The 26,301-nt window shown below is 68.3% G+C and carries 24 protein-coding genes; 12 read left to right on the forward strand and 12 right to left on the reverse strand.

The window, feature by feature from the left end:
- The first annotated feature begins 7 nt into the window (after nt 1-7).
- Nucleotides 8-1,249 carry an NAD(P)/FAD-dependent oxidoreductase gene (locus tag A9O63_RS14695; protein ID WP_069332617.1) on the forward strand — a complete coding sequence of 414 codons (1,242 nt, stop codon included), beginning with the start codon at nt 8-10 and terminating at the stop codon, nt 1,247-1,249.
- A gap of 74 nt (nt 1,250-1,323) precedes the next feature.
- On the opposite strand, the gene A9O63_RS14700 is transcribed toward A9O63_RS14695, so the two are convergent.
- From A9O63_RS14700 to A9O63_RS14710, 3 genes are all read right to left on the reverse strand, one after another.
- Complete coding sequence (locus A9O63_RS14700; protein ID WP_069332618.1) at nt 1,324-1,629, reverse strand: hypothetical protein; 306 nt, start codon at nt 1,627-1,629, stop codon at nt 1,324-1,326.
- A gap of 90 nt (nt 1,630-1,719) precedes the next feature.
- Complete coding sequence (locus A9O63_RS14705) at nt 1,720-2,538, reverse strand: aldo/keto reductase (protein ID WP_069332619.1); 819 nt, start codon at nt 2,536-2,538, stop codon at nt 1,720-1,722.
- 355 nt (nt 2,539-2,893) lie between these two features.
- Entirely contained in the window at nt 2,894-3,880 is a 987-nt protein-coding gene (locus A9O63_RS14710; RefSeq protein ID WP_069332620.1) for a 2-hydroxyacid dehydrogenase, read from the reverse strand.
- A gap of 97 nt (nt 3,881-3,977) precedes the next feature.
- On the opposite strand from A9O63_RS14710, the gene A9O63_RS14715 reads away from it, so the two are divergent.
- Complete coding sequence (locus tag A9O63_RS14715) at nt 3,978-4,589, forward strand: SH3 domain-containing protein (protein WP_069332621.1); 612 nt, start codon at nt 3,978-3,980, stop codon at nt 4,587-4,589.
- A 269-nt stretch (nt 4,590-4,858) separates the two neighbouring features.
- Here A9O63_RS14715 and groL read toward each other — a convergent pair whose 3' ends face one another.
- Together groL and A9O63_RS14725 are read right to left on the reverse strand one after the other, a co-directional pair.
- The gene (gene groL, locus A9O63_RS14720; protein ID WP_002719474.1) at nt 4,859-6,502 is read right to left on the reverse strand and encodes a chaperonin GroEL; all 1,644 of its coding nucleotides are present in this window, start codon (nt 6,500-6,502) and stop codon (nt 4,859-4,861) included.
- Nucleotides 6,503-6,597: 95 nt separating this feature from the next.
- On the reverse strand, nt 6,598-6,885 hold the full coding sequence (locus A9O63_RS14725) for a co-chaperone GroES (RefSeq protein WP_002719473.1): 288 nt from the start codon (nt 6,883-6,885) through the stop codon (nt 6,598-6,600).
- A 186-nt stretch (nt 6,886-7,071) separates the two neighbouring features.
- Between A9O63_RS14725 and A9O63_RS14730 the strand changes: the two genes are divergently transcribed.
- The 8 genes from A9O63_RS14730 to A9O63_RS14770 all read left to right on the forward strand — a co-directional run bounded on the left by A9O63_RS14730 (nt 7,072) and on the right by A9O63_RS14770 (nt 14,724).
- A complete protein-coding gene (locus tag A9O63_RS14730) occupies nt 7,072-8,058 on the forward strand; it encodes a TraB/GumN family protein (protein WP_069332622.1) in 987 nt (328 codons plus the stop codon).
- A 405-nt stretch (nt 8,059-8,463) separates the two neighbouring features.
- Nucleotides 8,464-9,381 (forward strand): manganese-dependent inorganic pyrophosphatase, encoded by a 918-nt coding sequence (locus A9O63_RS14740; RefSeq protein WP_069332624.1) that lies wholly within the window; start codon nt 8,464-8,466, stop codon nt 9,379-9,381.
- A 162-nt stretch (nt 9,382-9,543) separates the two neighbouring features.
- Complete coding sequence (locus A9O63_RS14745) at nt 9,544-10,437, forward strand: TIGR01459 family HAD-type hydrolase (protein ID WP_069332625.1); 894 nt, start codon at nt 9,544-9,546, stop codon at nt 10,435-10,437.
- Nucleotides 10,438-10,655: 218 nt separating this feature from the next.
- Nucleotides 10,656-11,099, forward strand: a complete 444-nt coding sequence (locus A9O63_RS14750; RefSeq protein WP_002719468.1) for a MaoC family dehydratase — start codon at nt 10,656-10,658, stop codon at nt 11,097-11,099.
- 27 nt (nt 11,100-11,126) lie between these two features.
- Nucleotides 11,127-12,047: a bifunctional riboflavin kinase/FAD synthetase gene (locus A9O63_RS14755; RefSeq protein ID WP_069332626.1), complete on the forward strand. Its 921-nt coding sequence runs from the start codon at nt 11,127-11,129 to the stop codon at nt 12,045-12,047.
- Between the two features lie 39 nt (nt 12,048-12,086).
- On the forward strand, nt 12,087-12,548 hold the full coding sequence (locus A9O63_RS14760) for a YcgN family cysteine cluster protein (protein WP_069332627.1): 462 nt from the start codon (nt 12,087-12,089) through the stop codon (nt 12,546-12,548).
- Nucleotides 12,548-13,573: a threonine aldolase family protein gene (locus A9O63_RS14765; protein ID WP_069332628.1), complete on the forward strand. Its 1,026-nt coding sequence runs from the start codon at nt 12,548-12,550 to the stop codon at nt 13,571-13,573. The genes A9O63_RS14760 and A9O63_RS14765 overlap by 1 nt, the downstream gene beginning before the upstream one ends.
- 131 nt (nt 13,574-13,704) lie before the next feature.
- Complete coding sequence (locus tag A9O63_RS14770; RefSeq protein WP_069332629.1) at nt 13,705-14,724, forward strand: ribose-phosphate pyrophosphokinase; 1,020 nt, start codon at nt 13,705-13,707, stop codon at nt 14,722-14,724.
- 471 nt (nt 14,725-15,195) lie between these two features.
- Here A9O63_RS14770 and A9O63_RS14775 read toward each other — a convergent pair whose 3' ends face one another.
- The 6 genes from A9O63_RS14775 to A9O63_RS14800 all read right to left on the reverse strand — a co-directional run bounded on the left by A9O63_RS14775 (nt 15,196) and on the right by A9O63_RS14800 (nt 21,131).
- The gene (locus tag A9O63_RS14775; RefSeq protein ID WP_002719463.1) at nt 15,196-15,594 is read right to left on the reverse strand and encodes a F0F1 ATP synthase subunit epsilon; all 399 of its coding nucleotides are present in this window, start codon (nt 15,592-15,594) and stop codon (nt 15,196-15,198) included.
- 9 nt (nt 15,595-15,603) lie between these two features.
- On the reverse strand, nt 15,604-17,031 hold the full coding sequence (gene atpD / locus A9O63_RS14780; RefSeq protein ID WP_069332630.1) for a F0F1 ATP synthase subunit beta: 1,428 nt from the start codon (nt 17,029-17,031) through the stop codon (nt 15,604-15,606).
- A 17-nt stretch (nt 17,032-17,048) separates the two neighbouring features.
- Nucleotides 17,049-17,918, reverse strand: coding sequence for a F0F1 ATP synthase subunit gamma (locus A9O63_RS14785; protein ID WP_069332631.1), 870 nt, complete (start codon nt 17,916-17,918; stop codon nt 17,049-17,051).
- Between the two features lie 22 nt (nt 17,919-17,940).
- Nucleotides 17,941-19,479: a F0F1 ATP synthase subunit alpha gene (gene atpA, locus A9O63_RS14790; protein WP_069332632.1), complete on the reverse strand. Its 1,539-nt coding sequence runs from the start codon at nt 19,477-19,479 to the stop codon at nt 17,941-17,943.
- Entirely contained in the window at nt 19,480-20,040 is a 561-nt protein-coding gene (locus A9O63_RS14795) for a F0F1 ATP synthase subunit delta (RefSeq protein ID WP_069332659.1), read from the reverse strand. It lies immediately after the preceding gene.
- Nucleotides 20,041-20,342: 302 nt separating this feature from the next.
- Complete coding sequence (locus tag A9O63_RS14800) at nt 20,343-21,131, reverse strand: class I SAM-dependent methyltransferase (RefSeq protein WP_069332633.1); 789 nt, start codon at nt 21,129-21,131, stop codon at nt 20,343-20,345.
- Nucleotides 21,132-21,192: 61 nt separating this feature from the next.
- On the opposite strand from A9O63_RS14800, the gene gloB reads away from it, so the two are divergent.
- The gene (gene gloB / locus A9O63_RS14805) at nt 21,193-21,960 is read left to right on the forward strand and encodes a hydroxyacylglutathione hydrolase (protein WP_069332634.1); all 768 of its coding nucleotides are present in this window, start codon (nt 21,193-21,195) and stop codon (nt 21,958-21,960) included.
- A 166-nt stretch (nt 21,961-22,126) separates the two neighbouring features.
- The gene (gene clpA / locus A9O63_RS14810; protein WP_069332635.1) at nt 22,127-24,442 is read left to right on the forward strand and encodes an ATP-dependent Clp protease ATP-binding subunit ClpA; all 2,316 of its coding nucleotides are present in this window, start codon (nt 22,127-22,129) and stop codon (nt 24,440-24,442) included.
- Nucleotides 24,443-24,723: 281 nt separating this feature from the next.
- On the opposite strand, the gene A9O63_RS14815 is transcribed toward clpA, so the two are convergent.
- A complete protein-coding gene (locus A9O63_RS14815; protein ID WP_069332636.1) occupies nt 24,724-26,301 on the reverse strand; it encodes a peptidoglycan -binding protein in 1,578 nt (525 codons plus the stop codon).

Here is a 26,301-nt window from a genome sequence, read left to right on the forward strand (position 1 = left end):
ACAGGCGATGATCCAGCATCTTTCCTCGGATACGGTTGTCATCGGCGGAGGCGTGGTGGGTCTGACCATCGCGCTCACCGTCGCGCGGCGTCACCGCTCGGTCATCCTGCTCGATCCCGAAGAGCCGGGGTCGGGCGCCTCCTATGGCAATGCGGGCACCATCGCCGATTATGCGGTGCTCCCCGTGGGCACGCCCGACGTGCTGCGGCAACTGCCGTCGCTGATGTTCGACAGGAACTCGCCGCTGGCGATCCGGCACATGGCGCTGCCCTCGCTTGCGCCTTGGCTCGCGCGCTTCCTGCGCCAGTCGCTGCCCGCGCCCGCGCGCCGCAACGCGCAGGCCATCGCGGCGCTTCTGGGCTCGGCCACCCAGAGCTGGGAGGATCTGGCGGTCGAGGTGGAGGGCACGGCGCTTCTGAACCGGCGCGGCTGCCTCTATGCCTACGAGACCCCGCAGGCCGTCCGCGCGGCCGAGACCGACATGGCCTTCCGCCGCACGCTGGGCGTGACGGTCGAGCTTCTCTCCGCGGCCGAGTTCGCCGCGATGGAGCCCTCGCTGCCGCCGATGGCGGGAGCGGCCTATTTCCCCAAGGCCGTGTTCCTGTCGGATCCGGGCCGGATGGTGGCGCTGATCGCCGAGGCGGCGCGCAAGGCGGGGGTGCAGATCGTGAAGGCGCGCGCGACCGGTCTCGAGCGGCGGGTCGACGGGGTGATCGTCTCGGGCCGCGGCCTGCAGATCCATGGGCGGCGCGCGGTGATCGCAGCCGGCGCCCATTCGCGGGCGCTCGCGCTTCGCGCCGGAGACCGGGTGCCGCTCGACACCGAACGCGGCTACCATGTCGAGTGGGACATGGCGCAACCGCCGCTCACGCGGCCCACCTGCCCCACCGCGCGCGGGTTCTATCTCTGCCCGATGGCCGGGCGGCTGCGCGTCGCGGGCACGGTCGAGCTGGGCGGCCTCACCGCCCCGCCCTCGCCGCATCGGATCGCGCGGCTGGTGGCCGGCGCCCGCGCGATCTTCCCCCGCCTGCCCGAGCCCACGCGCAGCTGGATGGGCTTTCGGCCCTCGATGCCCGACAGCCTGCCGGTGATCGGCCCCTCGGCGGCCGGCCCCGAGATCCTGCATGCCTACGGGCACGGCCATATCGGCCTCACCCTCGCGCCGATCACGGCGCGGATCGTGGCCGACCTGCTCGACGCGAAACGGCCGGAGCTCGACATCGCGCCCTATCTGCCGACGCGGTTCTGACGGCCCGGGCTATGCGCGCGGCGCGGGGCTTCCCGCATTCGCGGCAAAGGGCGGGCCCGCGCCGCCCGAAGCTCTCAGCTGCCGAACTGGGGCACGAAGAGGCAGATCGTCTTGCCGTCCGGCCTACCGTCGGTCGTGCAGAGATGAAAGCTGTTGCCCGCCTGTTTCGGCGTCTGCCGCAGCCGCTCGTCGTCATAGCCGATGATCTCGCCCGTGCGCCGGATCACCCAGCCTTTCGGCCCCGCCGTCACCTCGGTCTCGGCGATCGGGTGGCAGTCGCGATCCGAGCAGCAGGTGAAGGGATACCAGTCATGGGCGAAAGCGCCCTCGGGCAGGGCGAGGCAGGTCAGGAGGGCGGCGGATCGGAGCGGATGCAGCATGGAGGGTCCCCCGGAACGGACGCCGGCGGCCGAAGTCCGGCCGTCAGCCAGCCAACATCGGCGGATCCCTCCAGCTCCCTGGCGGGGCGATCAGCCGAAGCTCTGCGGATCGGGACCGGTGCGCGTGCCCGCATCGAGGGCGGAAATCGCCGCGTGATCGGCCTCGGTCAGTTCGAAATCAAACAGGTCGAGGTTTTCGGCCAACCCCGCGCGCCGGGTCGAGCGCGGGATCACCGAGCAGCCGAGCTCGATGTGCCAGCGCAGCACCACCTGCGCGGGGCTGCGCCCCGTGCGCTCGGCAATCCCGCGGATGGCCTGCGTGTCGAAGGCCATGCCGCGGCCGAGCGGGCTCCAGCTCTGGGTGACGATGCCGCGCTCGGCATGGCCCGCGCGGAGCTCTGCCTGCTGGAGCATCGGATGCAGCTCGATCTGGTTCAGCACCGGCGTCACCCCGGTCTCGGCGGTCAGCCGGTCGATCTGGTCCAGATCGAAGTTCGAGACACCGATCGAGGTGATCCGCCCCTCGTCGCGCAGCCGGATGAGGGCGCGCCAGGTCTCGACATAGAGGTCGCGCTTCGGCGCGGGCCAGTGGATCAGGCAGAGGTCGAGCCGGTCGAGCCCGAGCCGCCCGAGGCTCTCCTCCACCGCCCGCAGCGCGGGCTCGAAGCCCTGCGCATCGTTCCAGACCTTCGTGGTGACGAAGATCTCGTCGCGGGGCAGGCCCGAGGTCCGCAAGCCCTCGCCCAGGCCCTCCTCGTTGCCGTAGATCGCGGCGCCATCGGCCAGCCGGTAGCCCAGCTCCAGCGCCTCGCGCACCACCTGGGCCGTTTGTTCCTCCGGCACCTGCCAGAGGCCGAAGCCGAGTTGCGGGATCCGGCTCCCGTCATGGAACTCGAGCGTGGCAGTCATGGCAGTCTCCCTTGTCCTTCGGTGGAAGGAGGATGGGCCGGGCGCGCCGCACGTCAAGGGCGAGGGATGCGGAGGACGGACCAGCGGGGCGCGTCCCGGGCGCCCCGGTGGGATCTTGCCCGCAGGCGTGCAGCCGAGGGCGATCGGACTGCGGCGGCCGGACGGCCCCCTCGCCGATCAGGGGCCTGCCGTTCCGGGAGAGCAGGCGACCCTCACGCCTGCCGCCGTCCGGATAGCCTCCTCGCCGATCAGGGGGCTGCTGTTCCGCGAGAGCAGGCGACCCTCATGCCTGCCACCGTCCGGACAGGGCCGGAGAGGACCGGCCGGCCGCGCCGGTCCGGCCCGGTTACGCCTGTCAGAGCATCGAGGGCAGCACCTGATCCGGCGGGCGGTGGCCGTCGGCGAAGGTCTTGATGTTCAGGATGACCTTCTCGCCCATCTCGATCCGGCCCTCGAGCGTGGCCGAGCCCATGTGCGGCAGGAGGACGACATTCGGCAGCTCGCGCAGGCGGGGATTGATCTCGTGTCCATGCTCGAACACGTCGAGGCCCGCGCCCGCGATCTCGCCCGCGCGCAGCCCGCGCGTCAGCGCATTCTCGTCGATCACCTCCCCGCGCGAGGTGTTCACGATCACCGCCGTGGGCTTCAGCAGCTTCAGCCGTCGCGCGTTCAGCAGGTGGAAGGTCGAGGGCGTGTGCGGGCAATTGACCGAGATGATGTCCATGCGCGTCACCATCTGGTCGAGGCTCTCCCAGAAGGTGGCCCCGACTTCGGCCTCGATCTCGGGGCGCAGGCGCTTGCGGTTGTGGTAATGGATCTGCATCCCGAAGGCCCGGGCGCGCCGCGCGACCGCCTGACCGATCCGACCCATTCCGAGAATGCCGAGCCGCCGCCCGCGGAGCCGCCCGCCCAGATGCGCCATCGGGGACCAGCCCGGCCAGTCGCCCGACTGCATCTCGGCCAGGCCCTCCGGAATGCGGCGGGTGACCGAGAGGATCAGGGCCAAGGCCATGTCGGCCGTGTCCTCGGTCACGACATCGGGGGTATTCGACACGAGGATGCCGCGCTGCCGGGCGGAGGCCACGTCGATGTGATCCACGCCCGCGCCATAGTTCGCGATCAGCTTCAGCTTGGGCCCGGCCTGCGCCAGCATGTTCGCATCGATATCGTCGGTCAGGCACGGCACCAGCACGTCCGCCCGCCCCATCGCCTCGATCAGATCCTCACGCGACATCTGCGTGTCAGGGTCGCGGAGCTCGACCTGAAATAGCTCCTTCATGCGGGCTTCGACCACGTCCGGCAGGCGTCGCGTGACGACAACAGTGAGGCGTTCCCCGGGCATTCTCTCTCTCCCTGCACTTCCAAATCCGGACATGTGGTGGCAAGGTGCCGCCAAGCGGGGCGCGGCACAAGCCCCGGCAGAGGCAGGACGGCGCGGCATGAAGGCATGTCCGCGCGAAAGGCGGAAAAGAGCGATGGGACGCAGGATCACGACGCTCGCGGCGGCGCTGGCGCTGGCACTCTCGGTGGGGGCAACGGGGCAGACCCGTGCGCAGGACGCCGAGGAGCCGTCGGACGATCTCGCGGCCATGGCCGCCGAGGCGGCGCCGGCCCCCGATCCCGGCGTGGGGCAGGTCACGAACCTGCCGCTGCCGCGCTATGTCTCGCTCAAGAGCTCCGAGGGCAACGCCCGCCGCGGCCCCGGCCTCACCCACCGGATCGACTGGGTCTTTACCCGTGCGGGCATGCCGCTCCGCGTGACGGCGGAATACGAGCACTGGCGGCGGGTGGAGGATTTCGAGGGCGCCGGCGGCTGGGTGCATTATGCGCTGCTGTCGGGGGCGCGGACCGCGATGGTCGTGGCCGAGATGGCCGACCTGCACGAGGATCCGGCCAGCGGCTCGACCGTGACCGTCCATGCCCAGCGGGGGGTCGTGGTGCGGCTTCTCGAATGCATGCGCGACTGGTGCCGTGTGAGTGCGGACGGCAACCGCGGCTGGGTCATCAAGACCGCCCTCTGGGGCGTGGATCCCGACGAGATCCTGCAATAGCCCCTCCCTCGCCCATCGGTGCCTGACGCCGGGCGGCCCGCCATTCGCGAAGCGCGAATGGCGGGGACGAGCATCACCCTGCCCCCCTGCTCCGACAGGCAGCGCATGACCATGTGCAGCCTGACCCTCGACCCGTTCCGGCGTATGCGGACCCCGGCCCGATCCTCGCCCCGTTCCCGTGGAGGCGCCTCTCGACCTCACCGGCGGAGGCGCATGAGAAAGGGGGCCCGGAGGCCCCCTTTCAATCCGACCGACTTGCGGTGGATGGATTACATCATGCCGTCCATGCCGCCCATGCCGCCCATGCCCGGGCCGCCGGCCGGAGATTTCGGCTCCGGCTTGTCGGCGATCATGGCTTCGGTGGTGATGAGCAACGAAGCGACCGAGGCCGCGTCTTCGAGGGCGGTGCGAACCACCTTGGCCGGGTCGATGACGCCGAACTTGAACATGTCGCCATATTCTTCGGTCTGGGCGTTGAAGCCGAAGGACTTCTCGTTCGACTCGCGCACCTTGCCGGCCACGACCGAGCCGTCCACGCCCGCGTTCTGGGCGATCTGGCGCAGCGGAGCTTCCAGCGCGCGACGCACGATGGTGATGCCCGCGTTCTGGTCGGGGTTCTCGCCGGTCAGACCGTCGAGCGCCTTGCCGCCCTGGATCAGGGCCACGCCGCCGCCGACGACGATGCCTTCCTGCACGGCCGCACGGGTCGCGTTCAGGGCGTCATCGACGCGATCCTTGCGCTCTTTCACTTCGACTTCGGTCATGCCGCCGACGCGGATGACGGCCACGCCGCCCGCCAGTTTCGCGACCCGCTCCTGGAGCTTCTCGCGGTCGTAGTCGGACGATGTTTCCTCGATCTGGTTGCGGATCTGGGCCACGCGCGCGTCGATCTCGGCCTTGTCGCCGTTGCCGTCCACGATCGTGGTGTTGTCCTTGTTGATCGAGATCTTCTTGGCGCGGCCGAGCATGTCGATGGTGACATTCTCGAGCTTCATGCCGAGGTCTTCCGAGATCACCTGGCCGCCGGTCAGGATCGCGATGTCCTGCAGCATGGCCTTGCGGCGGTCACCGAAGCCCGGAGCCTTGACGGCGGCGATCTTCAGGCCACCGCGCAGCTTGTTGACCACGAGCGTGGCGAGAGCTTCGCCTTCCACGTCCTCGGCGATGATCAGCAGCGGCTTCTGCGACTGGATCACGGCCTCGAGCAGCGGGACCATCGGCTGCAGCGACGAGAGCTTTTTCTCGTGGAGCAGGATGTAGACGTCGTCGAGCTCGGCCGTCATCTTGTCGGCGTTGGTGACGAAGTAGGGCGAGAGGTAGCCGCGGTCGAACTGCATGCCTTCGACGACTTCGACTTCGGTCTCGAGGCCCTTGTTCTCTTCGACGGTGATGACACCCTCGTTGCCGACCTTCTGCATCGCGTCGGCGATGAAGCGGCCGATCTGCGCTTCGCCGTTGGCCGAGATCGTGCCGACCTGAGCCACTTCGTGCGAGTCATTGACCGGACGGGCGGCGGCCTTGATGGCCTCGACGACTTTCGAGGTCGCGAGGTCGATGCCGCGCTTGAGGTCCATCGGGTTCATGCCGGCGGCGACGGCCTTGAGGCCTTCCTTGATGATCGCCTGGGCGAGCACGGTGGCGGTGGTGGTGCCGTCCCCCGCCTCGTCGTTGGTGCGGGAAGCGACTTCCTTCACCATCTGGGCGCCCATGTTCTCGAACTTGTCGGAGAGTTCGATCTCCTTGGCGACCGACACACCGTCCTTGGTGATGCGCGGCGCGCCGAACGACTTGTCGATCACGACGTTGCGGCCTTTCGGGCCCAGCGTGACCTTCACCGCATCGGCGAGGATGTTCACGCCGCGCAGCATGCGGTCGCGGGCATCGGTGTCGAACTTGACGTCCTTGGCAGCCATGTTGTTGCTCCTGTTTGTCTGGTTGATGCGATCGTCTCGGGGACGGCTCGAAGCCCCTGGCGCTAGGCCTGGACCAAGCCGCGGTCAGCTCGGGATCAGCTGAGGATCCCCAGGATGTCGCTTTCCTTCATGATGAGCAGCTCGGCACCGTCGATGGTGACTTCGGTGCCCGACCATTTGCCGAACAGCACGCGGTCGCCCGCCTTCACCGACATGGCGATGAGCTCGCCCGAATCCTTGCGGGCGCCTTCGCCGCAGGACACGACTTCGCCTTCAGCCGGCTTTTCCTTGGCGGTATCGGGGATGATCAGACCGCCCTTGGTCTTTTCGTCGCTCTGGACGCGGCGGACCAGCACACGGTCATGCAGCGGTTTGAAAGCCATCTGAGAACACTCCCTAGGTTCCAGGTTGAATGTGATTAGCACTCACCCAAGGCGAGTGCCAACGACGCGAGAGATAAGAAAGCGTCCGGCAGCTGTCAACCGGGACCATGCATCAAAATGCACGCTCCGCCTTGGCGCGGGAGGCGCGGCGTGCCACCTTCTGCCTGCCGTCGCAAGGACCTGAGCATGACCCGCCTCACCTCGATCATCTGCGCCTTCTTCCTCGCCTCCGCGCCGCTGGCCCATGCCGCCTGCACCGGCACGGACCTCATCGCGGCCCTTCCCCAGCCCGAGCGGGCGGAGCTCGAGGCCCTGGCCGCCAGCCAGCCCTTCTCCGAGGGCAACTTCTGGCAGGCCACGCGCGAGGGGCGCGAGGTGACGGTGGCCGGGACCTATCATCTGGGAGACCCGCGACAGGCGGCCCTGCTCGACCGGCTCCGGCCACGGATCGAGCAGGCCTCCGCGCTGCTCGTCGAAGCGGGCCCCGAGGAGGAGGCGCGGCTCAAGGAGGCCATGGCCAAGGATCCCTCGATGCTGCTCTCGGACGGGCCGACCCTGCCCGAGGTGCTGAGCGAGGAGGAATGGCACAGCCTGTCGGATGCGCTGCGCGCGCGGGGCATTCCGCCCGTCCTCGCCTCGAAGTTCGAGCCCTGGTATGTGTCGATGACCCTCGCCCTGCCGCCCTGCGCCGTCGAGGCGACGCAGAACCCCAATGGGCTCGACAAGCTCGCCATGCGTGCGGCCGAGACGGCCGGGGTGCCCGTCCGCTCGCTCGAACCCTGGAACACGGTCTTCCAGCTCTTCGCCGAGCTCACCCCCGAAGAGCAGCTGGCCATGATCCGCACCGCGCTGCCGCTCGAAGACCGGGTGGAGGATCTGGCCGTGACGCTGGCCGATCGCTACTTTGCGGGCCAGTCGCGCGCCGTCTGGGAATATATGCGGCTGCAGGCGCACGGGATGCCGGGCTATACGCCTGAGAAGGCGGATGCCGAATTCGCGAAGATGGAAGAGACGCTCATCAGCCGCCGCAACCGCGACTGGCTGCCGGCGATCGAGGCGGCCGCGGCCGAGGGGCCGGTCGTCGTTGCGGTGGGCGCCCTGCACCTGCCGGGCCGGGAGGGCGTGCTCGCGCTTCTGCGCGACGCAGGCTACGACGTGACGCCGCTCGACTGACCCGCAAGCGGCGCCCTTGGCCGGGGATCAGCCGCGCTCGGGCGCTCCGAGAAGACCCGCCACGACGGAGGCAGGCTTCAGCGAACGGCTGAGTTCGGCCAGAACGAGTTCGTAGGGCATGTGGGCACGCGGGTCGCGCATCGGATCCTCCTGACGGACGGGCGCGGCCGGCGCCGCACGCTGCAGCGCACCATGCCCTCCCACCGGCGGCGGCACAAATTCCCGCTCGGCACAGCCGGTCTGCCTCTGGCGCAAGGCTGCCGGCCGGCGTGAGGCATGCGGGAGCGGTGGCGGCGGGCGGCCCCGCGGACATGCTGCATCGCAGCAAAACCGCCGGAGCCGGGCGTGACAAGGCGCCCCGCGGCTTCTATAAGGCGGCCAAACTCATCCGCATCGGGAAACATCATGATCAAGGTATTCGGCCACAAGTCCCCCGACACCGACTCGACCGGCTCGCCCATCATCTGGGCCTGGTATCTGACCGAGGTGAAGGGCACCCCTGCCAAGGCGGTCCTCCTCGGCGAACCGAACACCGAAGCCGCCTTCGTGCTGAAGCACTGGGATCTCGAGAAGCCCGAGATCATCTCGGACGTGACGGCCGACGACAGCTGCGTGATCGTGGACACCAACAACCCGGCCGAGCTGCCGCCCTCGATCAACGAGGCGAAGGTGGTGGGCATCATCGACCACCATCTGCTCGTGGGCGGGATCAAGACCAAGGCCCCCATCGAGATCACCGTCCGTCCGCTGGCCTGCACCGCCACGATCATGCACGACCTGATGGGTGAGGATCTCGCCCGCGCGCCGCGCGCGATCAAGGGCGCCATGCTCTCCTGCATCCTCTCCGACACGCTGGAATTCCGCTCGCCCACCACGACGGCGCACGACCGGGCCGTGGCCGAGAAACTGGCGGCCGAACTGGGCGTCGACATCCCGGCCTATGCGGCCGAGCTCTTCGCCGCGAAGTCGGACGTCTCTGCCTTCTCCGATGCCGAGCTCCTGCGGATGGATTCGAAGGAATACGAGATCGAGGGCAAGCAGTTCCGCATCTCGGTGCTCGAGACCACCGCGCCGCAGGTGCTGCTCGACCGCAAGGCGAGCCTGATGGCCTCGATGCCGGGCGTGGCGCAGGAGGATGGTGCGGATCAGGTGGTGCTCTTCATCGTCGACATCCTGCGCGAGGAAGCGACGCTGCTCGTGCCGAACGACCTCGTGAAGACGCTGGCCGAAAAGAGCTTCGGCGCGACCGTTGCCGGCGACACCGTGGTGCTGCCGGGCGTCATGAGCCGGAAGAAGCAGATCATCCCGGTCCTCAAGCTCTGACCCCGACCGGCCGCCGGCCCTCCGGCGGCCCGCCGCCCCGTCCTGCGGGAGGGGCGACACCGGAGCCCGCCCCATCGCGGGCTCCTTCGAGATCCGGCCGCACACGGCGCCGGATCTGCCCGCTCACGGCCCCGAGGGGTCGATCCAGGAAAGGTCCATCGGATGACCCGCATCATCGCCTCGCTCTCGGAGGTTTCCGCCGGCTACAGCGCCCTCTTCTGCGATCTCTGGGGCTGCCTGCATGACGGCAAGCGCCCCTTCGGCGAGGCGGTCGAGGCCTTGCGCGCCTTCCGCGCAAAAGGCGGCACGGTGCTGCTCATGACGAACGCGCCGCGGCCGAAGCCCTCGGTCGTCCGCCAGCTCGAGAGCATCGGCGTGCCGGCGGACTGCTATGACGAGGTGACCTCCTCGGGAGACGCGGCCCAATATGCGCTTGTCACTGGCGCGGTCGGCCGGCGGGTCTACCATCTCGGGCCGGAGAAGGACGAGACCTTCTTCACCGAACTCTCGCCCGACCTGCAGAAGGTGGCGGCGACCGAGGCGCCCATCGTCCGCGTGCCGCTGGAAGAAGCCGAGGGCATCGTCTGCACGGGCCTCTTCGACGATCTCACCGAGACGCCCGAGGATTACCGCGCGACGCTGCTCTATGCCAAGACGCAGGGGCTGAAGCTGCTCTGCGCCAACCCCGACATCGTGGTGGATTTCGGCCACAAGCGCCTCTACTGCGCGGGCGCCATCGCCGAAGCCTACGATGCGATGGGCGGCCAGAGCCTCTATTTCGGGAAGCCCCATCCGCCGATCTACGATCTGGCCCGCCGCAGGCTCGAGGCGCTGCGGCCGGGCGTGCCCGCCGACGAGATCCTCTGCGTGGGCGACGGGATTGCAACCGACATCCGCGGCGCGGTGGCCGAGGGGCTCGACTCGCTCTTCATCACCGGCGGCCTCGCCGCGACCGTCTTCGGCGAGAATGGCGAGACGCTCGATCAGGACCGTCTCGAGCAATGGCTGGCCGAGGCGGAGCTTTCGCCCACCCTCACCATCTCGCGCCTGCGCTGAAGGCCGTTCTCCGGTTCGCTCTCCCACCCCGCAGCCCCGGCTGCGGGGTTTTCTCATGGCCGAGAGCTTTGCCGGTCCCTGACCATCGCGCCGCCCTTTAACCCGAGGGAAATTTTATTGCGGCTTTAGTCGGTGTCGGGAACTTATCTTGCCGCGAAGTCTTGTGCTGCATCGCGGCACGCTTTAGGATCTGCGCCACAGGAAGAGGGATTCGCCGGATGCTCGACAACATGCCCCGCGGGACGATCTGCATCGAAGACCTCGAGATCGGCATGAGCCGACACCTCCGCAAGGAAGTGACGGATCGCGACATCGAGCTTTTCGCCGAAGTCTCGACGGACCGGAACCCCGTGCATCTCGATGAGGACTACGCCCGCGACACGATCTTCGAGGGGCGCATCGCCCACGGGATGCTGACCGCGGGCCTGATCTCGGCCGTGATCGGCGAGCAGCTGCCGGGGCACGGAACCGTCTATCTCGGGCAATCGCTGAAGTTCCTGGCCCCGGTGCGGCCGGGCGACACGGTGCTGGCCGAGGTGACGGTCACCGCCATCGATCACGCCAAGCGCCGGGTTACGCTTGAAACCCGCTGTCTGGTGGGCAATACCACCGTCCTGAAGGGCGAGGCGCTGGTGCTGGCGCCGAGCCGGAAATTCGACTGACGGCGGGGTCCCCGCCCGCGGGGACCGATGCGCATCTTCAACCACTGGCAAGGGCTCGAGGCTTCGGACCGTGGCGCCTCGATCGCCATGGGCAATTTCGATGGCGTGCATCTGGGCCACCAGCATGTGATCGATCTGGCCCGCGGGCGCGGCCCTTTGGGCATCGTCACTTTCGAGCCCCATCCGCGCGAGGTCTTCGCCCCAAATGGCGAGCCCTTCCGGCTGATGAATGCCGAGGCGCGGGCGAACCGGCTGGCCAAACTCGGGGTCGAGCGTCTCTATGAGCTGCCCTTCACCCGCGACCTTGCGGCCCTCACCCCCGAGGATTTCGCCCGCGAGGTGCTGGCCGAGGGGCTGGGCGTCACGCATGTGGTCGTGGGCGCCGACTTCTGCTTCGGCCGCGGCCGCGCGGGCACGGCCGAGGATCTGGCGCGGCTTGGCCGCCGCCACGGGTTCGAGGTCACCGTCGCCGACATCCTGACGGTGGAGGGCACCGGCATCTCCTCGACCGCGATCCGCGCGGCGCTGACCGAGGGACGGCCCCGCGATGCGGCGGCCATGCTCGGCCACTGGCACCGGATCGAGGGCGAGGTGCTGCACGGCGACAAGCGCGGCCGGGATCTGGGCTATCCCACCGCCAACATGTCGGTGCGCGGGCTCCACCTGCCCCGCCTCGGCGTCTATGCGGTCAAGGTCGACGTGCTGACCGGGCCGCTCGCGGGCAGCTACTCGGGTGCGGCAAGCCTGGGCGTGCGGCCGATGTTCGGCGAGAACCGCCCCAATCTCGAAAGCTTCCTCTTCGACTTCTCGGGCGACCTCTACGGCCAGCACCTATCGGTGGCGTTCGTGGAGTATCTGCGCCCCGAGATGGTGTTCGACGGCCTGCCGGCGCTCATTGCCCAGATGGACCGGGACTGCGCCAGCGCCCGCGAGATCCTCGGCAGCTGACCCCTTCCCTTTCGGGCCGCGAGAGCGCATCTAGCGCCGATGACCAAGCCCCCCACCCTTCGCCCGCGATTCTGGGAAACCGTTGCCCTCGACCGGATGACGCCCTCGGAATGGGAGGCGCTCTGCGACGGCTGCGGCAAATGCTGCCTGAACAAGATCGAGTTCGAGGATACGGGCGAGGTGGCCTTCACCCGCATCGCCTGCCGGCTGCTCGACGGCGACACCTGCCGCTGCTCGAATTACGAGATCCGCCGCCAGTTCGTGCCCGATTGCGTGCAGCTTTCGCCCGCGACGCTGCCGAAGATCGCCTACTGGATGCCGCGCACCTGCGCCTACCGGCTGCTCCACGAGGGCAAGTCCCTGCCCGGCTGGCATTACCTCCTGACGGGCGACCGCAATTCGGTGCATGACGCCGGGGCCTCGGTGCAGGGCTGGACGGTGCCCGAGTTCGAGGTGGCCGAGGAAGACTGGGAAGACCACATCATCGAGGAAACCCCCTGATGTTCTTCGCCTCGGACAATGGTTCGGGCGTGGCGCCCGAGGTCATGGCCGCGCTTGCCGCGGACAGCGGCTATGCCCGGCCCTACGGTGCGGACGAAGCGACGGCCGAGGTCACGGCCCTCGTGCGCGCAGAGTTCGAGGCGCCCGAGGCCGAGGTGGTGCTGGTGGCAAGCGGCACGGCGGCCAATGCGCTGGCGCTCTCCACCCTCTGCCCGCCCTGGGGCGTTGTCTTCTGCCGCGAGGAGGCCCATGTCGCGGCCGACGAATGCAATGCGGCCGAGTTCTTCTCGGGCGGGGCCAAGCTCGAGACCCTTCCGGGCACCGACGGCAAGCTCCGCCCCGAGACGCTTGCGGCGGCGCTGTCGCGCTATGCGCCGGGCGATCTGCACATGGCACGGCCGGCGGCGCTCAGCCTCACGAACCTGACCGAGATGGGCAGCCTCTACCGGCCGGCCGAGATCGCGGCGCTGACGGACGTGGCCCGCGAGCGGGGCATGGGCTGCCATCTCGACGGTGCGCGCTTTGCCAATGCGCTGGTGGCGGCGGGCGCTGGCCCGGCCGAGATGAGCTGGCAGGCGGGCATCGACATCCTGTCCCTTGGCGGCACCAAGAACGGGCTGATGGGCGTGGAGGCGGTGGTGATCTTCGATCCGGCCCGGGCCGAGGAGCTGCGCATCCGCCGCAAGCGCGCGGGGCATCTGCTGTCGAAGCACCGCTATCTCGCGCTCCAGATGCGGACCTACCTGAGGGACGGGCTGTGGCTGCGGCTCGCGGCGCAGGCCAATGCCGCAGGCGCGCGGCTGGCCGAGGGCGTGGCCGCCCTGCCCGAGGCGCGGCTCCTCGTGCCCGTCGAGGCCAACCTCCTTTTCGCCGAGCTGCCCGAGCCGCTCGTCCGCCGCGCCCGCGCGGCGGGGGCCGTCTTCTACGAGATGGGCCGGACCGCCGACCGGGTGACGGTGCGCCTCGTCACCTCCTGGAGCACGACCGAGACAGAGGTCGACGCGTTCCTCGCCACTTTCGGCTGATGGGCACGGGCAAGTCCGCGCGCCATCGCCAAGCCGCGCTGTCGGTGCGGTTTCCAAGGGGGCGGACCGGTGCTAGAGGGAAGGCGCAATCACGAATCCGCCCCTCCTGCGGGACCCTCGAGGAACATCCGATGCCAGCCATGAACGAGCCGAAGCTGATCTCCGGCAATGCGAACCTCACGCTTGCGAAATCCATCGCGCGGCGCATGTCGGTTCATCGCGGCATGGCGGTCTCGCTGGTGGATGCGCGCGTCGAGCGGTTCAACGATCAGGAGATCTTCGTCGAGGTCTACGAGAATGTCCGCGGCGAGGACATGTATGTGATCCAGCCCACCTCGAACCCGGCCAACGACAACCTGATGGAGCTGCTCATCATCGCCGATGCGCTGCGCCGGTCGTCGGCGGACCGGATCACCGCCGTGATCCCCTATTTCGGCTATGCCCGTCAGGATCGCCGCGCCAAGGCCCGCACGCCGATCTCGGCCAAGCTGGTGGCGAACCTGATCGTCGAGGCGGGGATCGACCGGGTGCTGACCCTCGATCTGCATGCGGCCCAGATCCAGGGCTTCTTCGACATCCCGGTGGACAACCTCTATTCCGCCCCGGTCTTCGCGCTCGACATCGAGCATCATTTCAAGGGCCAGCTGCAGGATCTGATGGTGGTCTCGCCCGACGTGGGCGGCGTGGCCCGCGCCCGCGAGATCGCCAAGCGGATCAACGCCCCGCTCGCCATCGTCGACAAACGGCGCGAGAAGCCGGGCGAGATCGCCGAGATGACCGTGATCGGCAACGTGGCCGGCAAGAAATGCATCATCGTCGACGACATCTGCGACACGGCCGGCACGCTCTGCAAGGCGGCCGAAGTGCTGGTCGAGAATGGCGCGGTCGAGGTCCATTCCTACATCACCCACGGCGTCCTGTCGGGCCCGGCGGTGGAGCGCGTGACCAAGTCGGTCATGAAGAGCCTCGTCATCACCGACTCGATCGAGCCCTCGGCGGCCGTGCGCGGCGCACCGAACATCCGCATCGTGCCGACCGCACCGATGTTCGCCCAGGCCATCCTCAACATCTGGAGCGGCACCTCGGTCTCGTCGCTGTTCGAGACCGACACGCTGGTGCCGATCTACGAGGGCATGTATCAGCGCGGCTGACCCCGCCCGGGCGGCCGAAGGGCCGCCCCCTTGCTGCTGTTCTTCGTCATTCCCCTCTAGGCGCCATGCTCCCGCGTTGTGGCGGGCCCACTACCCGTCCCGGCCGCGCGCGCCTGCCTGCGGCCACGGCCCGCGGCCTCACGCGTCCCCGCTCCGCCCGCAGGCCCCCCGCCGCTGCGCCCTGCTCCCCCGGATCCGGTGATGCGCACTATGTCCGGCATCGCCTGCCGCTGTGGCCGACGAGGGGCTCTTTCGCTCTGATGAGCCGAGAGCCGAGAGCGCTCCCCCCGCCTGTCTGCAAGCCCTCTCTCGCATCGGGATTGCCGCGGCGGGTCAGCCCTCGCGCGCTGTGCCTGCGCCGTGCCACCGCCGCCCGCGCCATGAGCGCCCGGCGGCCCTCATTCGGGCCTCAGCCCGAAAGGAAAAGGGCCCCGGAAATCCGGGGCCCTTCGTCCATTGTCCTGAAGCCGATCAGTGCCCGGACGAAGCCTTGAGCGCCAGCATGTCGTTCAGCGTGCGCTCGGCCATATCGCGGTCCTCGGGCAGCGCGACCGAGGCCAGCTCGCGCGCTTCCGCGATGAACTCGTCGAGCACGGTGCCGGTCAGCTCCTCGACCGCGACGGCCTTCTCGGCCAAGACCGAGATCGAGGTCGCGTTGATCTCGGCGAAGCCGCCGGTCACGGCATAGGCCTGCACGCCCGAAGGGCCGTGGGCCCGCAGGATGCCGGGGCGCAGGGTGGTGATGGTGGGAGCATGCCCCTCCATCGCCGTCATGTCGCCGTCGGTCCCCGGGACCTGCACCTCGGTCGCGGCGAAGGAGGCGAGCCTCCGTTCGGGCGACACGAGGTCGAATTGCAGCGTTCCCGCCATGGTTCCCCCTTACGCCGCCTGCGCCGCGAGACGCTGGGCCTTGGCGATCACATCCTCGATGTCGCCGACCATGTAGAAGGCGGCTTCCGGCAGGTGGTCATACTCGCCGTTCACCACGGCCTTGAAGGAGGCGATGGTTTTCTCGAGCGGGACCTGCCCCCCGTCCGAGCCGGTGAAGACCTTCGCCACGTCGAACGGCTGGCTCAGGAAACGCTGGATCTTCCGGGCGCGGGCCACGGACAGCTTGTCCTCTTCCGACAGTTCGTCCATCCCGAGGATGGCGATGATGTCCTGCAGCGACTTGTAGCGCTGGAGGATCCCCTGCACCGCACGGGCCACGTTGTAGTGCTCTTCGCCGACGATCTGCGGATCGAGAATCCGCGAGGTGGAGTCGAGCGGGTCCACGGCCGGGTAGATCCCGAGCTCCGAGATCGCGCGCGAAAGCACGGTCGTGGCGTCGAGGTGGGCGAAGGAGGTGGCCGGCGCCGGGTCGGTGAGGTCGTCGGCCGGAACGTAGATCGCCTGCACCGAGGTGATCGAGCCGGCTTTCGTCGAGGTGATGCGCTCCTGCAGCGCGCCCATGTCGGTGGCGAGCGTCGGCTGGTAGCCCACGGCCGAGGGGATACGGCCGAGAAGCGCCGACACTTCCGAACCCGCCTGGGTGAAGCGGAAGATGTTGTCCACGAAGAACAGCACGTCCGTCCCCGACTGGTCGCGGAACTGCTCGGCGAGCGTCAGGCCGGTCAGCGCCACGCGGGCACGCGCCCCCGGAGGCTCGTTCATCTGGCCATAGACCAGCGCCACCTTCGACTCCGAGAGATTGTCGATCTTGATAACCCCGGATTCGATCATCTCGTGGTAGAGGTCGTTCCCTTCACGGGTCCGCTCACCCACGCCGGCGAACACGGAATAGCCCGAGTGCACCTTGGCGATGTTGTTGATGAGCTCCATGATGAGCACGGTCTTGCCCACGCCGGCGCCGCCGAAAAGGCCGATCTTGCCGCCCTTCGAGTAGGGGGCGAGGAGGTCGATCACCTTGATGCCGGTGACGAGGATCTCCGAGGTGGTCGACTGTTCGGCGAAGGTCGGGGCCGGCTGGTGGATCGCGCGGGTCGAGGCCTGGCCGAGGTCGCCCTTCTCGTCGATCGGCTCGCCGATCACGTTCAGGATGCGGCCGAGGGTGGCGTCACCCACCGGCACCGAGATCGGGCTGCCGGTGTCGGCCACCCGAGCGCCGCGCACGAGACCTTCCGTCGCGTCCATGGCGATCGTGCGGACGGTGTTCTCGCCGAGGTGCTGGGCCACTTCGAGGACCAGGCGCTTGCCGTTGTTCTCGGTTTCGAGCGCGTTCAGGATGGGCGGCAGGCCACCGTCGAACTGCACGTCCACCACGGCGCCGATGACCTGCGTCACCTTGCCTTGGGATGCTGTTGCCATGTCGTTTCTCCGTCGGATCAGAGCGCCTCGGCGCCCGAGATGATTTCAATGAGCTCTTTGGTGATGGCGGCCTGGCGCGACCGGTTATACTCGATGGTGAGCCGGTTGATCATGTCGCCCGCGTTGCGGGTGGCATTGTCCATGGCGCTCATCCGGGCACCCTGTTCGGAGGCGCCGTTCTCGAGCAGAGCGGTGAAGATCTGCGTGGCCACGCCCCGCGGCAGGAGGTCGGCGAGAACGCCTTCCTCGGACGGTTCGTAGTCGTAGAGCGAGCTGACCTCGCCCTCGCCCTCGAACACGGCGGGGATCACCTGCTGCGCGGTCGGCACCTGGCTGATGACCGACTGGAAGCGGGCGAAGAAGATCGTCGCCACGTCGAACTCGCCCTTGTCGAAGCGGTCGAGCAGGTCGCGCGCGATGCCTTGCGCCACCGGATAGCCCATGCGCTTGACCTCGGAGAGGTCCACATGGCCGATGAAATGCTGGCCGAGGTCACGACGCAGCTGCTCGCGACCCTTCTTGCCGACGGTGAGGATCTTCACCGTCTTGCCCTGCGTCAGCAGCTTCGCCGCATGCGCCCGGGCCAGCCGGACGATGGACGAGTTGAAGCCGCCGCAGAGCCCGCGCTCGGCAGTCATCACCACGAGGAGATGCACCTTGTCGCTGCCGGTCCCCGCAAGGAGACGCGGCGCGGTCTCGGAAGAGCCGACGGAGCCCGCGAGGCCCGTCATGACGGCGGTCATCCGCTCGGCGAAGGGACGGGCGGCCTCGGCAGCCTCCTGGGCGCGGCGGAGCTTTGCCGCCGCGACCATCTGCATGGCCTTGGTGATCTTCCGCGTGTTCTTGACGCTTCCGATCCTGTTCTTCAGGTCCTTGAGGCTGGGCATCCGTTATCTCCCTGCCCCGCCCTCAGGCGAAGTCTTTGGCGTAGGTGTCGAGCGCGGCGCGGATCTTGTCTTCCAGCTCACCCTTGACCTTGCGGTCGTTGTTGGTGATGTCCGCCAGCAGGTCCTTGGCATTGGTGCGCAGGTGCTTGAGCAGGCCCTGCTCCCAGCGGCCGACGTCCTTCACCGGAACCTTGTCGAGGTAGCCCTTGGTGCCGGCGAAGATCACGCAGACGATCTCGGCGTTGGTCAGGGGCGCATATTGCGGCTGTTTCATCAGCTCGGTCAGGCGCGCACCGCGGTTCAGCAGCTGCTGGGTCGCGGCGTCGAGGTCCGAGCCGAACTGCGCGAAGGCCGCCATCTCGCGATACTGCGCCAGTTCCAGCTTCACCGGGCCCGCGACCGACTTCATCGCGTCGGTCTGGGCCGAGGAGCCCACGCGCGACACCGAGAGACCGGTGTTCACGGCCGGGCGGATGCCCTGGTAGAACAGTTCGGTCTCGAGGAAGATCTGGCCGTCGGTGATCGAGATCACGTTGGTCGGGATGAAGGCCGACACGTCGCCGCCCTGCGTCTCGATGATCGGCAGCGCCGTCAGCGAGCCCGCGCCGTGGTCCTTGTTCAGCTTCGCCGACCGCTCGAGCAGGCGCGAGTGGAGGTAGAACACGTCGCCCGGGTAGGCTTCACGCCCCGGCGGACGGCGGAGCAGCAGCGACATCTGGCGGTAGGCCACGGCCTGCTTCGAGAGGTCATCGTAGATGATGAGCGCGTGGCGGCCGTTGTCGCGGAAATATTCCGCCATCGCGGTCGCGGCATAGGGGGCGAGGAACTGCATCGGCGCCGGGTCCGAGGCGGTGGCGGCCACGACGAGCGTGTAGTCGATGGCGCCGGTTTCCTCGAGCTTCTTCACCAGCTGCGCCACGGTCGAGCGCTTCTGGCCGATGGCGACATAGATGCAGTAGAGCTTCTTGCTCTCGTCCGAGCCGGCGGCTTCGTTGTAGCTCTTCTGGTTCAGGATCGTGTCGAGCGCGATCGCGGTCTTGCCGGTCTGACGGTCGCCGATGATGAGCTCGCGCTGGCCGCGGCCGATCGGGATCATGGCGTCGACCGACTTGAGGCCGGTGGCCATCGGCTCGTGCACGCCCTTGCGCGGGATGATGCCCGGGGCCTTCACGTCGGCCACGCGACGCTCGGTGGCCGCGATCGGGCCCTTGCCGTCGATCGGGTTGCCGAGGCCGTCGACCACGCGGCCGAGCAGCGCGTCACCGGCCGGCACGTCCACGATGGACTTGGTGCGCTTGACGGTGTCGCCTTCCTTGATCGAGCGGTCGTCGCCGAAGATCACGACGCCGACGTTGTCGACCTCGAGGTTGAGCGCCATGCCGCGGATGCCGCCGGGGAACTCGACCATCTCGCCGGCCTGGACATTGTCGAGACCATGAACGCGGGCAATCCCGTCGCCCACCGAGAGAACGCGCCCCACTTCGGCGACTTCAGCCTGCTGGCCGAAGTTCTTGATCTGCTCCTTGAGGATCGCAGAGATCTCAGCAGCTTGGATACCCATTTATCCGACCTCTTTCATTGCATTCTGGAGAGCTGCGAGCCGTGCCTTGACCGAGGTGTCGATCATGGAGGAGCCCAGCTTGACGACAAGACCGCCGATGAGGCTTTCATCGACGGTGGTTTTCAGTTTGACATCCTTGCCCGCGCGCGCCTTCAGCGTGGCGGCGAGCCGCGCGGCCTGCTCGGGGCTCAGCGGCGCGGCGGCGGTCACCTCGGCGGTGATCTCGCCCTTCTCGGTCGCGATGCGGTTCTGGACGTCGGCCACCATCTGCGGCAACACGAAGAGACGGCGCTTCGAGCCCATGAGGGCCAGCGTGTTGGCGGTGAGCGCCGAAAGGCCCATTTTCGCTGCGATTGCGGCGATGGCCTTCTGCTGCTCCTCGCGCGCATAGACCGGCGAGGTCGCGAGATCGCGCAGGTCGGCGCTCTCGGACCAGGCTGCGCCGAGCGCATCCATGTCCTTCTCGAGGGCGGGAAGGGCACCTTCGTCCTTCGCCAGTTCGAAGACAGCGGCGGCGTAGCGCGCGGCAATGCCAGAGGAAATCGAAGCCGGTTCGGACACGTCAACCCTTTCGATATCATGGCCTCCGGCGCGGAAGGCGATCCCGCAGGCCAGAGGCATTGTGTGGCGCGAGGGAACCTACCCGCGCGTCTCAAGTTTCGCGGCGGGGGGAGCAGAGGACTTGCAGCCTCGCAACCATGAAGCACGGCCTTCGGCGCATGGGCGAACCCATTGTTTCCTTGGTTCTCCGCGCCATCCTCAGCCTTTCGCAGGATGCCTGCGAAAAGGGCTTTCAAGGCCGCTTTGTGTCGTGCGACGACATGACCGGCGATGGTGCCGCTAACATCGGAATCGTGGTGACGCTAACATCCGCCCGGACAGCTGCAGGAACCGTGCGATGTGCGACTTGCGGGCGCAGGCAGCGGCTGGGGGATGCCCTCGAGCACGCGGAGGGGTTTCGTCACCGCCGCCTTGAGGCCGGTGCGTGTCGGCGCATAGACCTGTTTCGAGGCCTCGACGATCAGCACGCCCCCCACCAGCCAGGGGGCGAAGCGGCGGCCTCCCGTTTCCCAGAAGTCGGCGGTCTTGAGCCAGAACCGCTGGTGGAGCGGCGGCGCAAACAGGGCCGCAAGCGCGCGCTCGGGCGTGAAGTCATGCCGCTTGAGCTGGGTCTCGAGCTGATTGAGCGAATAGGGCCGGCCGAAGCCGAAGGGCGTGCCGTCGCGGCGCGCCCAGAGCCCCGAGCGCGACGGCACGATGAAGAGCGCCCGTCCGCCCGGCCCCAGCACGCGCCAGGCCTCGGACAGGACCTCGGACGGGTGCTCGGACGTTTCCAGCCCGTGCAGCATCACGAGCTTGTCGACCATTCCCGTGGACAGCGGCCAGGCCCCCTCGTCGCACAGGACCGAGACATTGCCCATGCCCACGGGCCATGGCATCACCCCCTGCGGCCCGGGCATCAGCGCGATCAGGCGGCGGGCCTGCTCGAGATAGGGTCGCAGGAGAGGCACCGAAAAGCCGAAGCCCGCGACCGTCTGCCCCTTCGCGTCGGGCCAGAGCTTCTGCACCTGGTCGCGCACGGCGCGCTGCGCGACCCGCCCGAGCGGCGTCCTGTAATAGAAATTGTGCAGGTCGAGCACGTCGAGATGCATTTCATTGGCCTTGTCCGGGCAGGGTTCCGGGCCACACTACAAAGGAAAGGGAGAAGAAACCATGCCGCTCGAACTGGTCACGGTACCCTGTCTCAGCGACAATTATGCCTTTCTCGTCCATGATGCGGCGACCGGCGAGACGTCGGTGGTCGACGTGCCCGAGGCGGGACCGATCCTGAAGGCGCTTGAGGAGCGCGGCTGGCGCCTCTCGCAGATCCTCCTCACCCACCACCATTCCGATCATGTGGCGGGCGTGGAGGAGCTGCGGGCGGCCACCGGGGCGCGGGTGGCGGGCGCCGCAGCCGATGCCCATCGCCTGCCCCCGCTCGATCTCGAACTGGCCGAGGGCTGCCGTGTGCAGGTGGGCGCCTCCGAGGGTCGGGTGATCGAGGTGCCGGGGCATACGGTGGGCCATATCGCCTTCCATTTCCCGGACTCGGCCCTGGCCTTCACCGGCGACAGCCTGATGGCCATGGGCTGCGGGCGCCTCTTCGAGGGCACGGCGGAAGCGATGTGGCAGAGCCTGCGCAAACTTTCCGCGCTCCCGCCCGAGACGCTGATCTGTTCCGGCCACGAATATGCGGCGTCGAATGCGCGGTTCGCGGCCACTCTTGAACCCGACAGTCCGATGCTTATCTTCCGCGTCGGATCCATTGCCGCGGCCCGAAAAGAGGGCCGTCCCACAGTTCCTTCACATCTTTCCGACGAACTCGCGACAAATCCCTTCCTCCGGGCCGGCGAGGCCGGCGTGAAGGCCGCCTTGGGCATGATGGATGCAGGCGATGCCGAGGTTTTCGCCGAGATCCGCAGGCGGAAGGACAAATTCTGATAGCTGCGCGAACCGTCGATCACTTTTTGCAAGGAGCCTGTCGGAAAGCGGAAGTTATCCGAAATAACACTTGAAGGGCGGCGAAGAAAACCGAACTTTAAATCTTACGAGGCCAAGGTTGGAGGGACCTCCGCCCCTCCGGCCCGCAGGACAGGAGCACCAGATCGTGCCATCTTTTTCGACCACTCTCGAGCAAGCCATCCACGGCGCTCTGGCGCTTGCGAATGCCCGCCGTCATGAACTCGCCACGCTCGAGCACCTGTTGCTTGCGCTGATCGACGAGCCCGACGCCTCGCGCGTCATGAAGGCCTGCTCGGTCGACCTCGACGAGCTGCGCAAGACGCTCGTCGACTTCATCGACGACGACCTGTCCACCCTCGTGACCTCCGTCGAGGGCTCCGAGGCCGTGCCGACGGCCGCCTTCCAGCGCGTGATCCAGCGCGCCGCCATCCATGTGCAATCCTCCGGCCGGACCGAGGTCACGGGCGCCAACGTGCTCGTCGCCATCTTCGCCGAACGGGAGTCGAATGCCGCCTATTTCCTGCAGGAGCAGGACATGACCCGCTACGACGCGGTCAACTTCATCGCGCACGGCGTGGCGAAGGACCCGTCCTACGGCGAGCCGCGCCCGGTCACCGGCGCGGAAGAGCATCATGAGACCCCGAAGGCTGAAGCTGGTGAGGCGAAGGAGTCCGCGTTGTCGAAATATTGCGTTGACCTGAACGTCAAGGCCCGCAAGGGCGACGTCGACCCGCTCATCGGCCGCGAGCACGAGGTCGAACGCTGCATCCAGGTTCTCTGCCGCAGGCGGAAGAACAACCCGCTGCTGGTGGGCGACCCGGGCGTGGGCAAGACCGCCATCGCCGAAGGGCTCGCGCGCAAGATCGTCAACGGCGAGACGCCCGACATCCTCGCCCGCGCCACCATCTTCTCGCTCGACATGGGCGCGCTGCTCGCCGGCACCCGCTACCGCGGCGATTTCGAGGAACGGCTGAAGGCCGTGGTCAAGGAGATGGAGGATCACCCCGACGCGATCCTCTTCATCGACGAGATCCACACCGTGATCGGCGCCGGCGCCACCTCGGGCGGTGCGATGGATGCCTCGAACCTGCTCAAGCCCGCGCTTCAGGGCGGCAAGCTGCGCTGCATGGGCTCGACCACCTACAAGGAATATCGTCAGCATTTCGAGAAGGACCGCGCGCTCAGCCGCCGGTTCCAGAAGATCGACGTGAACGAGCCTTCGGTCGAGGATACGGTCAAGATCCTGATGGGCCTCAAGCCCTATTTCGAGGAACATCACGACCTGCGCTACACGCAGGACGCGATCCGCACCGCGGTGGAACTGTCGGCGCGCTACATCCATGACCGCAAGCTGCCGGACAAGGCGATCGACGTGATCGACGAGGCCGGCGCGGCCCAGCATCTCCTGGCCGACAGCAAGCGTCGCAAGACCATCGGTCCGCGCGAGATCGAGGCGGTGGTGGCCAAGATCGCCCGCATCCCCCCGAAGAGCGTCTCGAAGGACGATGCCGAAGTGCTGCGCGACCTCGAGAAGACCCTCAAGCGGGTGGTGTTCGGTCAGGATCGGGCCATCGAGGCCCTGTCCTCGGCCATCAAGCTGGCGCGGGCCGGCCTGCGCGAGCCCGAGAAGCCGATCGGCAACTATCTCTTCGCGGGCCCGACCGGCGTCGGCAAGACCGAGGTGGCCAAGCAGCTGGCGAGCATCCTCGGGGTGGAACTGCTGCGCTTCGACATGTCGGAATATATGGAGAAGCACGCGGTCTCGCGGCTGATCGGCGCCCCTCCGGGCTACGTCGGCTTCGATCAGGGCGGCATGCTGACCGACGGCGTGGACCAGCATCCGCATTGCGTGCTGCTGCTCGACGAGATCGAGAAGGCCCACCCGGATGTCTACAACATCCTGCTGCAGGTGATGGACCACGGGAAGCTCACCGACCACAACGGCCGGTCGGTCGATTTCCGCAACGTGATCCTGATCATGACCTCGAACGCGGGCGCGGCCGAGCTGGCCAAATCGGCGATCGGCTTCGGACGCGACCGGCGCGAGGGCGAGGATACGGCCGCCATCGAGCGGACCTTCACGCCCGAGTTCCGCAACCGTCTCGATGCGGTCATCTCCTTCGCGCCGCTCGGCAAGGAGATCATCCTGCAGGTGGTCGAGAAGTTCGTCCTCCAGCTCGAGGCCCAGCTCATGGACCGTGGCGTGCATATCGAGCTCTCGCCCGAAGCGGCGGCCTGGCTCGGCGACAAGGGCTACGACGACAAGATGGGCGCGCGTCCGCTTGGCCGCGTGATCCAGGAAAACATCAAGAAGCCGCTGGCCGAGGAACTCCTGTTCGGCCGGCTGGTGAAGGGCGGCCTCGTGAAGGTCGGCGTGAAGGACGGTATGATCGACCTGCAGATCGAGGAGCCGAAGCCGCGCCTCACCGGATCCAAGCCGCCGCTTCTGACGGCAGACTGAGACGGCCCCTCCGGGTCGGAGACGAAGGACAAGGGCGGGGGAAACCCCGCCCTTTTTCCTTTCGCAGGCGAGGTTGAGGGCGCAACTGCCATGCCCTGCGCCCTCCGGCCGATAGCGCGACCCGCCGCCTCCTCGCGAGCAGAAGGACCTGTTCCGGCCACCTCCCGGGACACCATGTGCGGACGGCCATGCCGCTCCATGCCCACGCCCAGCCTGCTTGTCCTCGCCCGAGGCCCTGCCGCACGGCGCAGCGCGTGGCCGTGCCTCGCCACATGGCGGGCCTAGCGCTCGGTCAGCTTCAGTTCGATCCGGCGGTTCTGCGCCCGCGCGTCGGCACTGTCTCCCGGCGTGACGGGGCGGTATTCGCCGAAGCCCGTGGCCGCGAGGCGGGAGGGCGGGAAGCCCAGGCTCTGCTGCATGAACCGCACGACGGAGAGCGCGCGGGCGGAGCTCAGCTCCCAATTGTCGCGGAAGGCGCCGAAGCCGGACAGCGGCACGTTGTCTGTGTGCCCGTCCACGCGGATGATCCAGTCGATGCCCTCGGGGATCTGCGTGCGGATCTCGTTCAGCGTCTGCACCACGCCCGAGATCTGCGCGCGGCCCTCGGGGGCGAGCTCGGCCGAGCCCGGTTCGAACAGGACTTCGGAGGAGAAGACGAAGCGGTCGCCCACCACGCGGACGCCCTCGCGCCCGGCGAGGACCTGACGCAGCTGGCCGAAGAACTCGGAACGGAAGCGCGCCAGATCCTTGTTCTCGGCCTCGAGGCGCAGCCGCTCGGCCTCTTCCAGTTCGGCGCGCCGCTTCTGCTCGGAGGCGACCTGCGCCAGAGCGGAGTTGAGCTGGGTCCCGAGGCTCTGGAGCTGCACCTTGTTGGCCGCGTCCTGCGCCTCGGCGGCCTCGAGAAGACCCTGCAGCGAGCCGAGCTGCGCCCGCAGCGCCGCCACCTGCTCGTTCAGGAGCGCCACGCGACGGGCGGCCTCGGCCCCCTCGCCTTCGCGCGCATTCAGGGCCTCGCGTGCGGCGGCCAGCGCCGCAGCGCGCTGATCGGCCTCGCTCGCCGCCCGCGCCGCATCGGTCCTGGCCGCGGCGAGCAGGGTGAGCGTCTCTTCGGCCTTCCGCCGCTGCTCCTCGAGCGCGAGCGTCATGGCCGTCAGTTCGGTCTGGGAATCCTTCAGCCGGTCCCGCAAGGCCTCGGCCGCGGCGGCATCGGCCAGCCGGGCGGCCTCCTCGTCCGAGAGCTTCTTCTCGGTCTCGCTGACCTTGCCGCGCAGCTCGGCCACCAGCGCATCGAGCGCCTCGCGGCGGGCGGCGGCGAGACGGGCGGCCTCGGTCTGCGCGTCGATCTCGGAGCGCGCCTGCGCCAGCGCGAGCTGCGCCGCCTCCTGCTCGGAGAGGAGCGTCTTGCGGGCGGCTTCCAGCTCTTCGACCGAGGCGGTGAGCCGGGCGGTCTCGCCCCGGGCGCGGTCGCGGTCGGCCAGAAGGGTCGCCACCTGTTCCTCGAACGAGGCGATGCGGCCCTGCGCGGCAGCCAGCTCGCCCTCGCGGGCCGAGAGGGTGGCGGTCAAGGTGGCGATGGTCACGGCCTGCCGCTCGCCCTCGGCGCGGGCCGCATCGACCGCGGCGCTCAGATCCGCACTCTTCTGCCGCTCGAGCCCCAGCGCATCCGCCAGATCGGCCAGCTGGCCGGTGAGACTGTCGAGTTCGCTGTCCTGGGTCGTGATGGTCTCGCGCAGGAGGGACTGGATCGCGAGGAAGATGGTCAGCACGAACATCAGGACAAGGAGCAGCGCGGTCATCGCATCGACGAAGCCCGGCCAGATGTTGACCTCGCGCCGTCCGCCGCGCCGCACCAGTCCCAT

It is taken from the genome of Cereibacter johrii (assembly GCF_001720585.1).
Lineage (GTDB): Bacteria > Pseudomonadota > Alphaproteobacteria > Rhodobacterales > Rhodobacteraceae > Cereibacter_A > Cereibacter_A johrii.

What these genes read in the sequence shown, in the direction of transcription:
- A9O63_RS14700 (WP_069332618.1), bottom strand. Translation starts at nt 1,629, where the DNA reads ATGCTGCATCCGCTCCGATCCGCCGCCCTCCTGACCTGCCTCGCCCTG.
- A9O63_RS14755 (WP_069332626.1), top strand. Translation starts at nt 11,127, where the DNA reads ATGCGCATCTTCAACCACTGGCAAGGGCTCGAGGCTTCGGACCGTGGC.
- A9O63_RS14800 (WP_069332633.1), bottom strand. Translation starts at nt 21,131, where the DNA reads ATGCATCTCGACGTGCTCGACCTGCACAATTTCTATTACAGGACGCCG.
- groL (WP_002719474.1), bottom strand. Translation starts at nt 6,502, where the DNA reads ATGGCTGCCAAGGACGTCAAGTTCGACACCGATGCCCGCGACCGCATG.
- A9O63_RS14695 (WP_069332617.1), top strand. Translation starts at nt 8, where the DNA reads ATGATCCAGCATCTTTCCTCGGATACGGTTGTCATCGGCGGAGGCGTG.
- A9O63_RS14710 (WP_069332620.1), bottom strand. Translation starts at nt 3,880, where the DNA reads ATGCCCGGGGAACGCCTCACTGTTGTCGTCACGCGACGCCTGCCGGAC.
- A9O63_RS14770 (WP_069332629.1), top strand. Translation starts at nt 13,705, where the DNA reads ATGCCAGCCATGAACGAGCCGAAGCTGATCTCCGGCAATGCGAACCTC.
- A9O63_RS14775 (WP_002719463.1), bottom strand. Translation starts at nt 15,594, where the DNA reads ATGGCGGGAACGCTGCAATTCGACCTCGTGTCGCCCGAACGGAGGCTC.
- A9O63_RS14785 (WP_069332631.1), bottom strand. Translation starts at nt 17,918, where the DNA reads ATGCCCAGCCTCAAGGACCTGAAGAACAGGATCGGAAGCGTCAAGAAC.
- A9O63_RS14765 (WP_069332628.1), top strand. Translation starts at nt 12,548, where the DNA reads ATGTTCTTCGCCTCGGACAATGGTTCGGGCGTGGCGCCCGAGGTCATG.
- A9O63_RS14745 (WP_069332625.1), top strand. Translation starts at nt 9,544, where the DNA reads ATGACCCGCATCATCGCCTCGCTCTCGGAGGTTTCCGCCGGCTACAGC.
- A9O63_RS14705 (WP_069332619.1), bottom strand. Translation starts at nt 2,538, where the DNA reads ATGACTGCCACGCTCGAGTTCCATGACGGGAGCCGGATCCCGCAACTC.
- atpD (WP_069332630.1), bottom strand. Translation starts at nt 17,031, where the DNA reads ATGGCAACAGCATCCCAAGGCAAGGTGACGCAGGTCATCGGCGCCGTG.
- A9O63_RS14760 (WP_069332627.1), top strand. Translation starts at nt 12,087, where the DNA reads ATGACCAAGCCCCCCACCCTTCGCCCGCGATTCTGGGAAACCGTTGCC.
- atpA (WP_069332632.1), bottom strand. Translation starts at nt 19,479, where the DNA reads ATGGGTATCCAAGCTGCTGAGATCTCTGCGATCCTCAAGGAGCAGATC.
- A9O63_RS14725 (WP_002719473.1), bottom strand. Translation starts at nt 6,885, where the DNA reads ATGGCTTTCAAACCGCTGCATGACCGTGTGCTGGTCCGCCGCGTCCAG.
- gloB (WP_069332634.1), top strand. Translation starts at nt 21,193, where the DNA reads ATGCCGCTCGAACTGGTCACGGTACCCTGTCTCAGCGACAATTATGCC.
- A9O63_RS14750 (WP_002719468.1), top strand. Translation starts at nt 10,656, where the DNA reads ATGCTCGACAACATGCCCCGCGGGACGATCTGCATCGAAGACCTCGAG.
- A9O63_RS14815 (WP_069332636.1), bottom strand. Translation starts at nt 26,301, where the DNA reads ATGGGACTGGTGCGGCGCGGCGGACGGCGCGAGGTCAACATCTGGCCG.
- A9O63_RS14730 (WP_069332622.1), top strand. Translation starts at nt 7,072, where the DNA reads ATGACCCGCCTCACCTCGATCATCTGCGCCTTCTTCCTCGCCTCCGCG.
- A9O63_RS14740 (WP_069332624.1), top strand. Translation starts at nt 8,464, where the DNA reads ATGATCAAGGTATTCGGCCACAAGTCCCCCGACACCGACTCGACCGGC.
- A9O63_RS14715 (WP_069332621.1), top strand. Translation starts at nt 3,978, where the DNA reads ATGAAGGCATGTCCGCGCGAAAGGCGGAAAAGAGCGATGGGACGCAGG.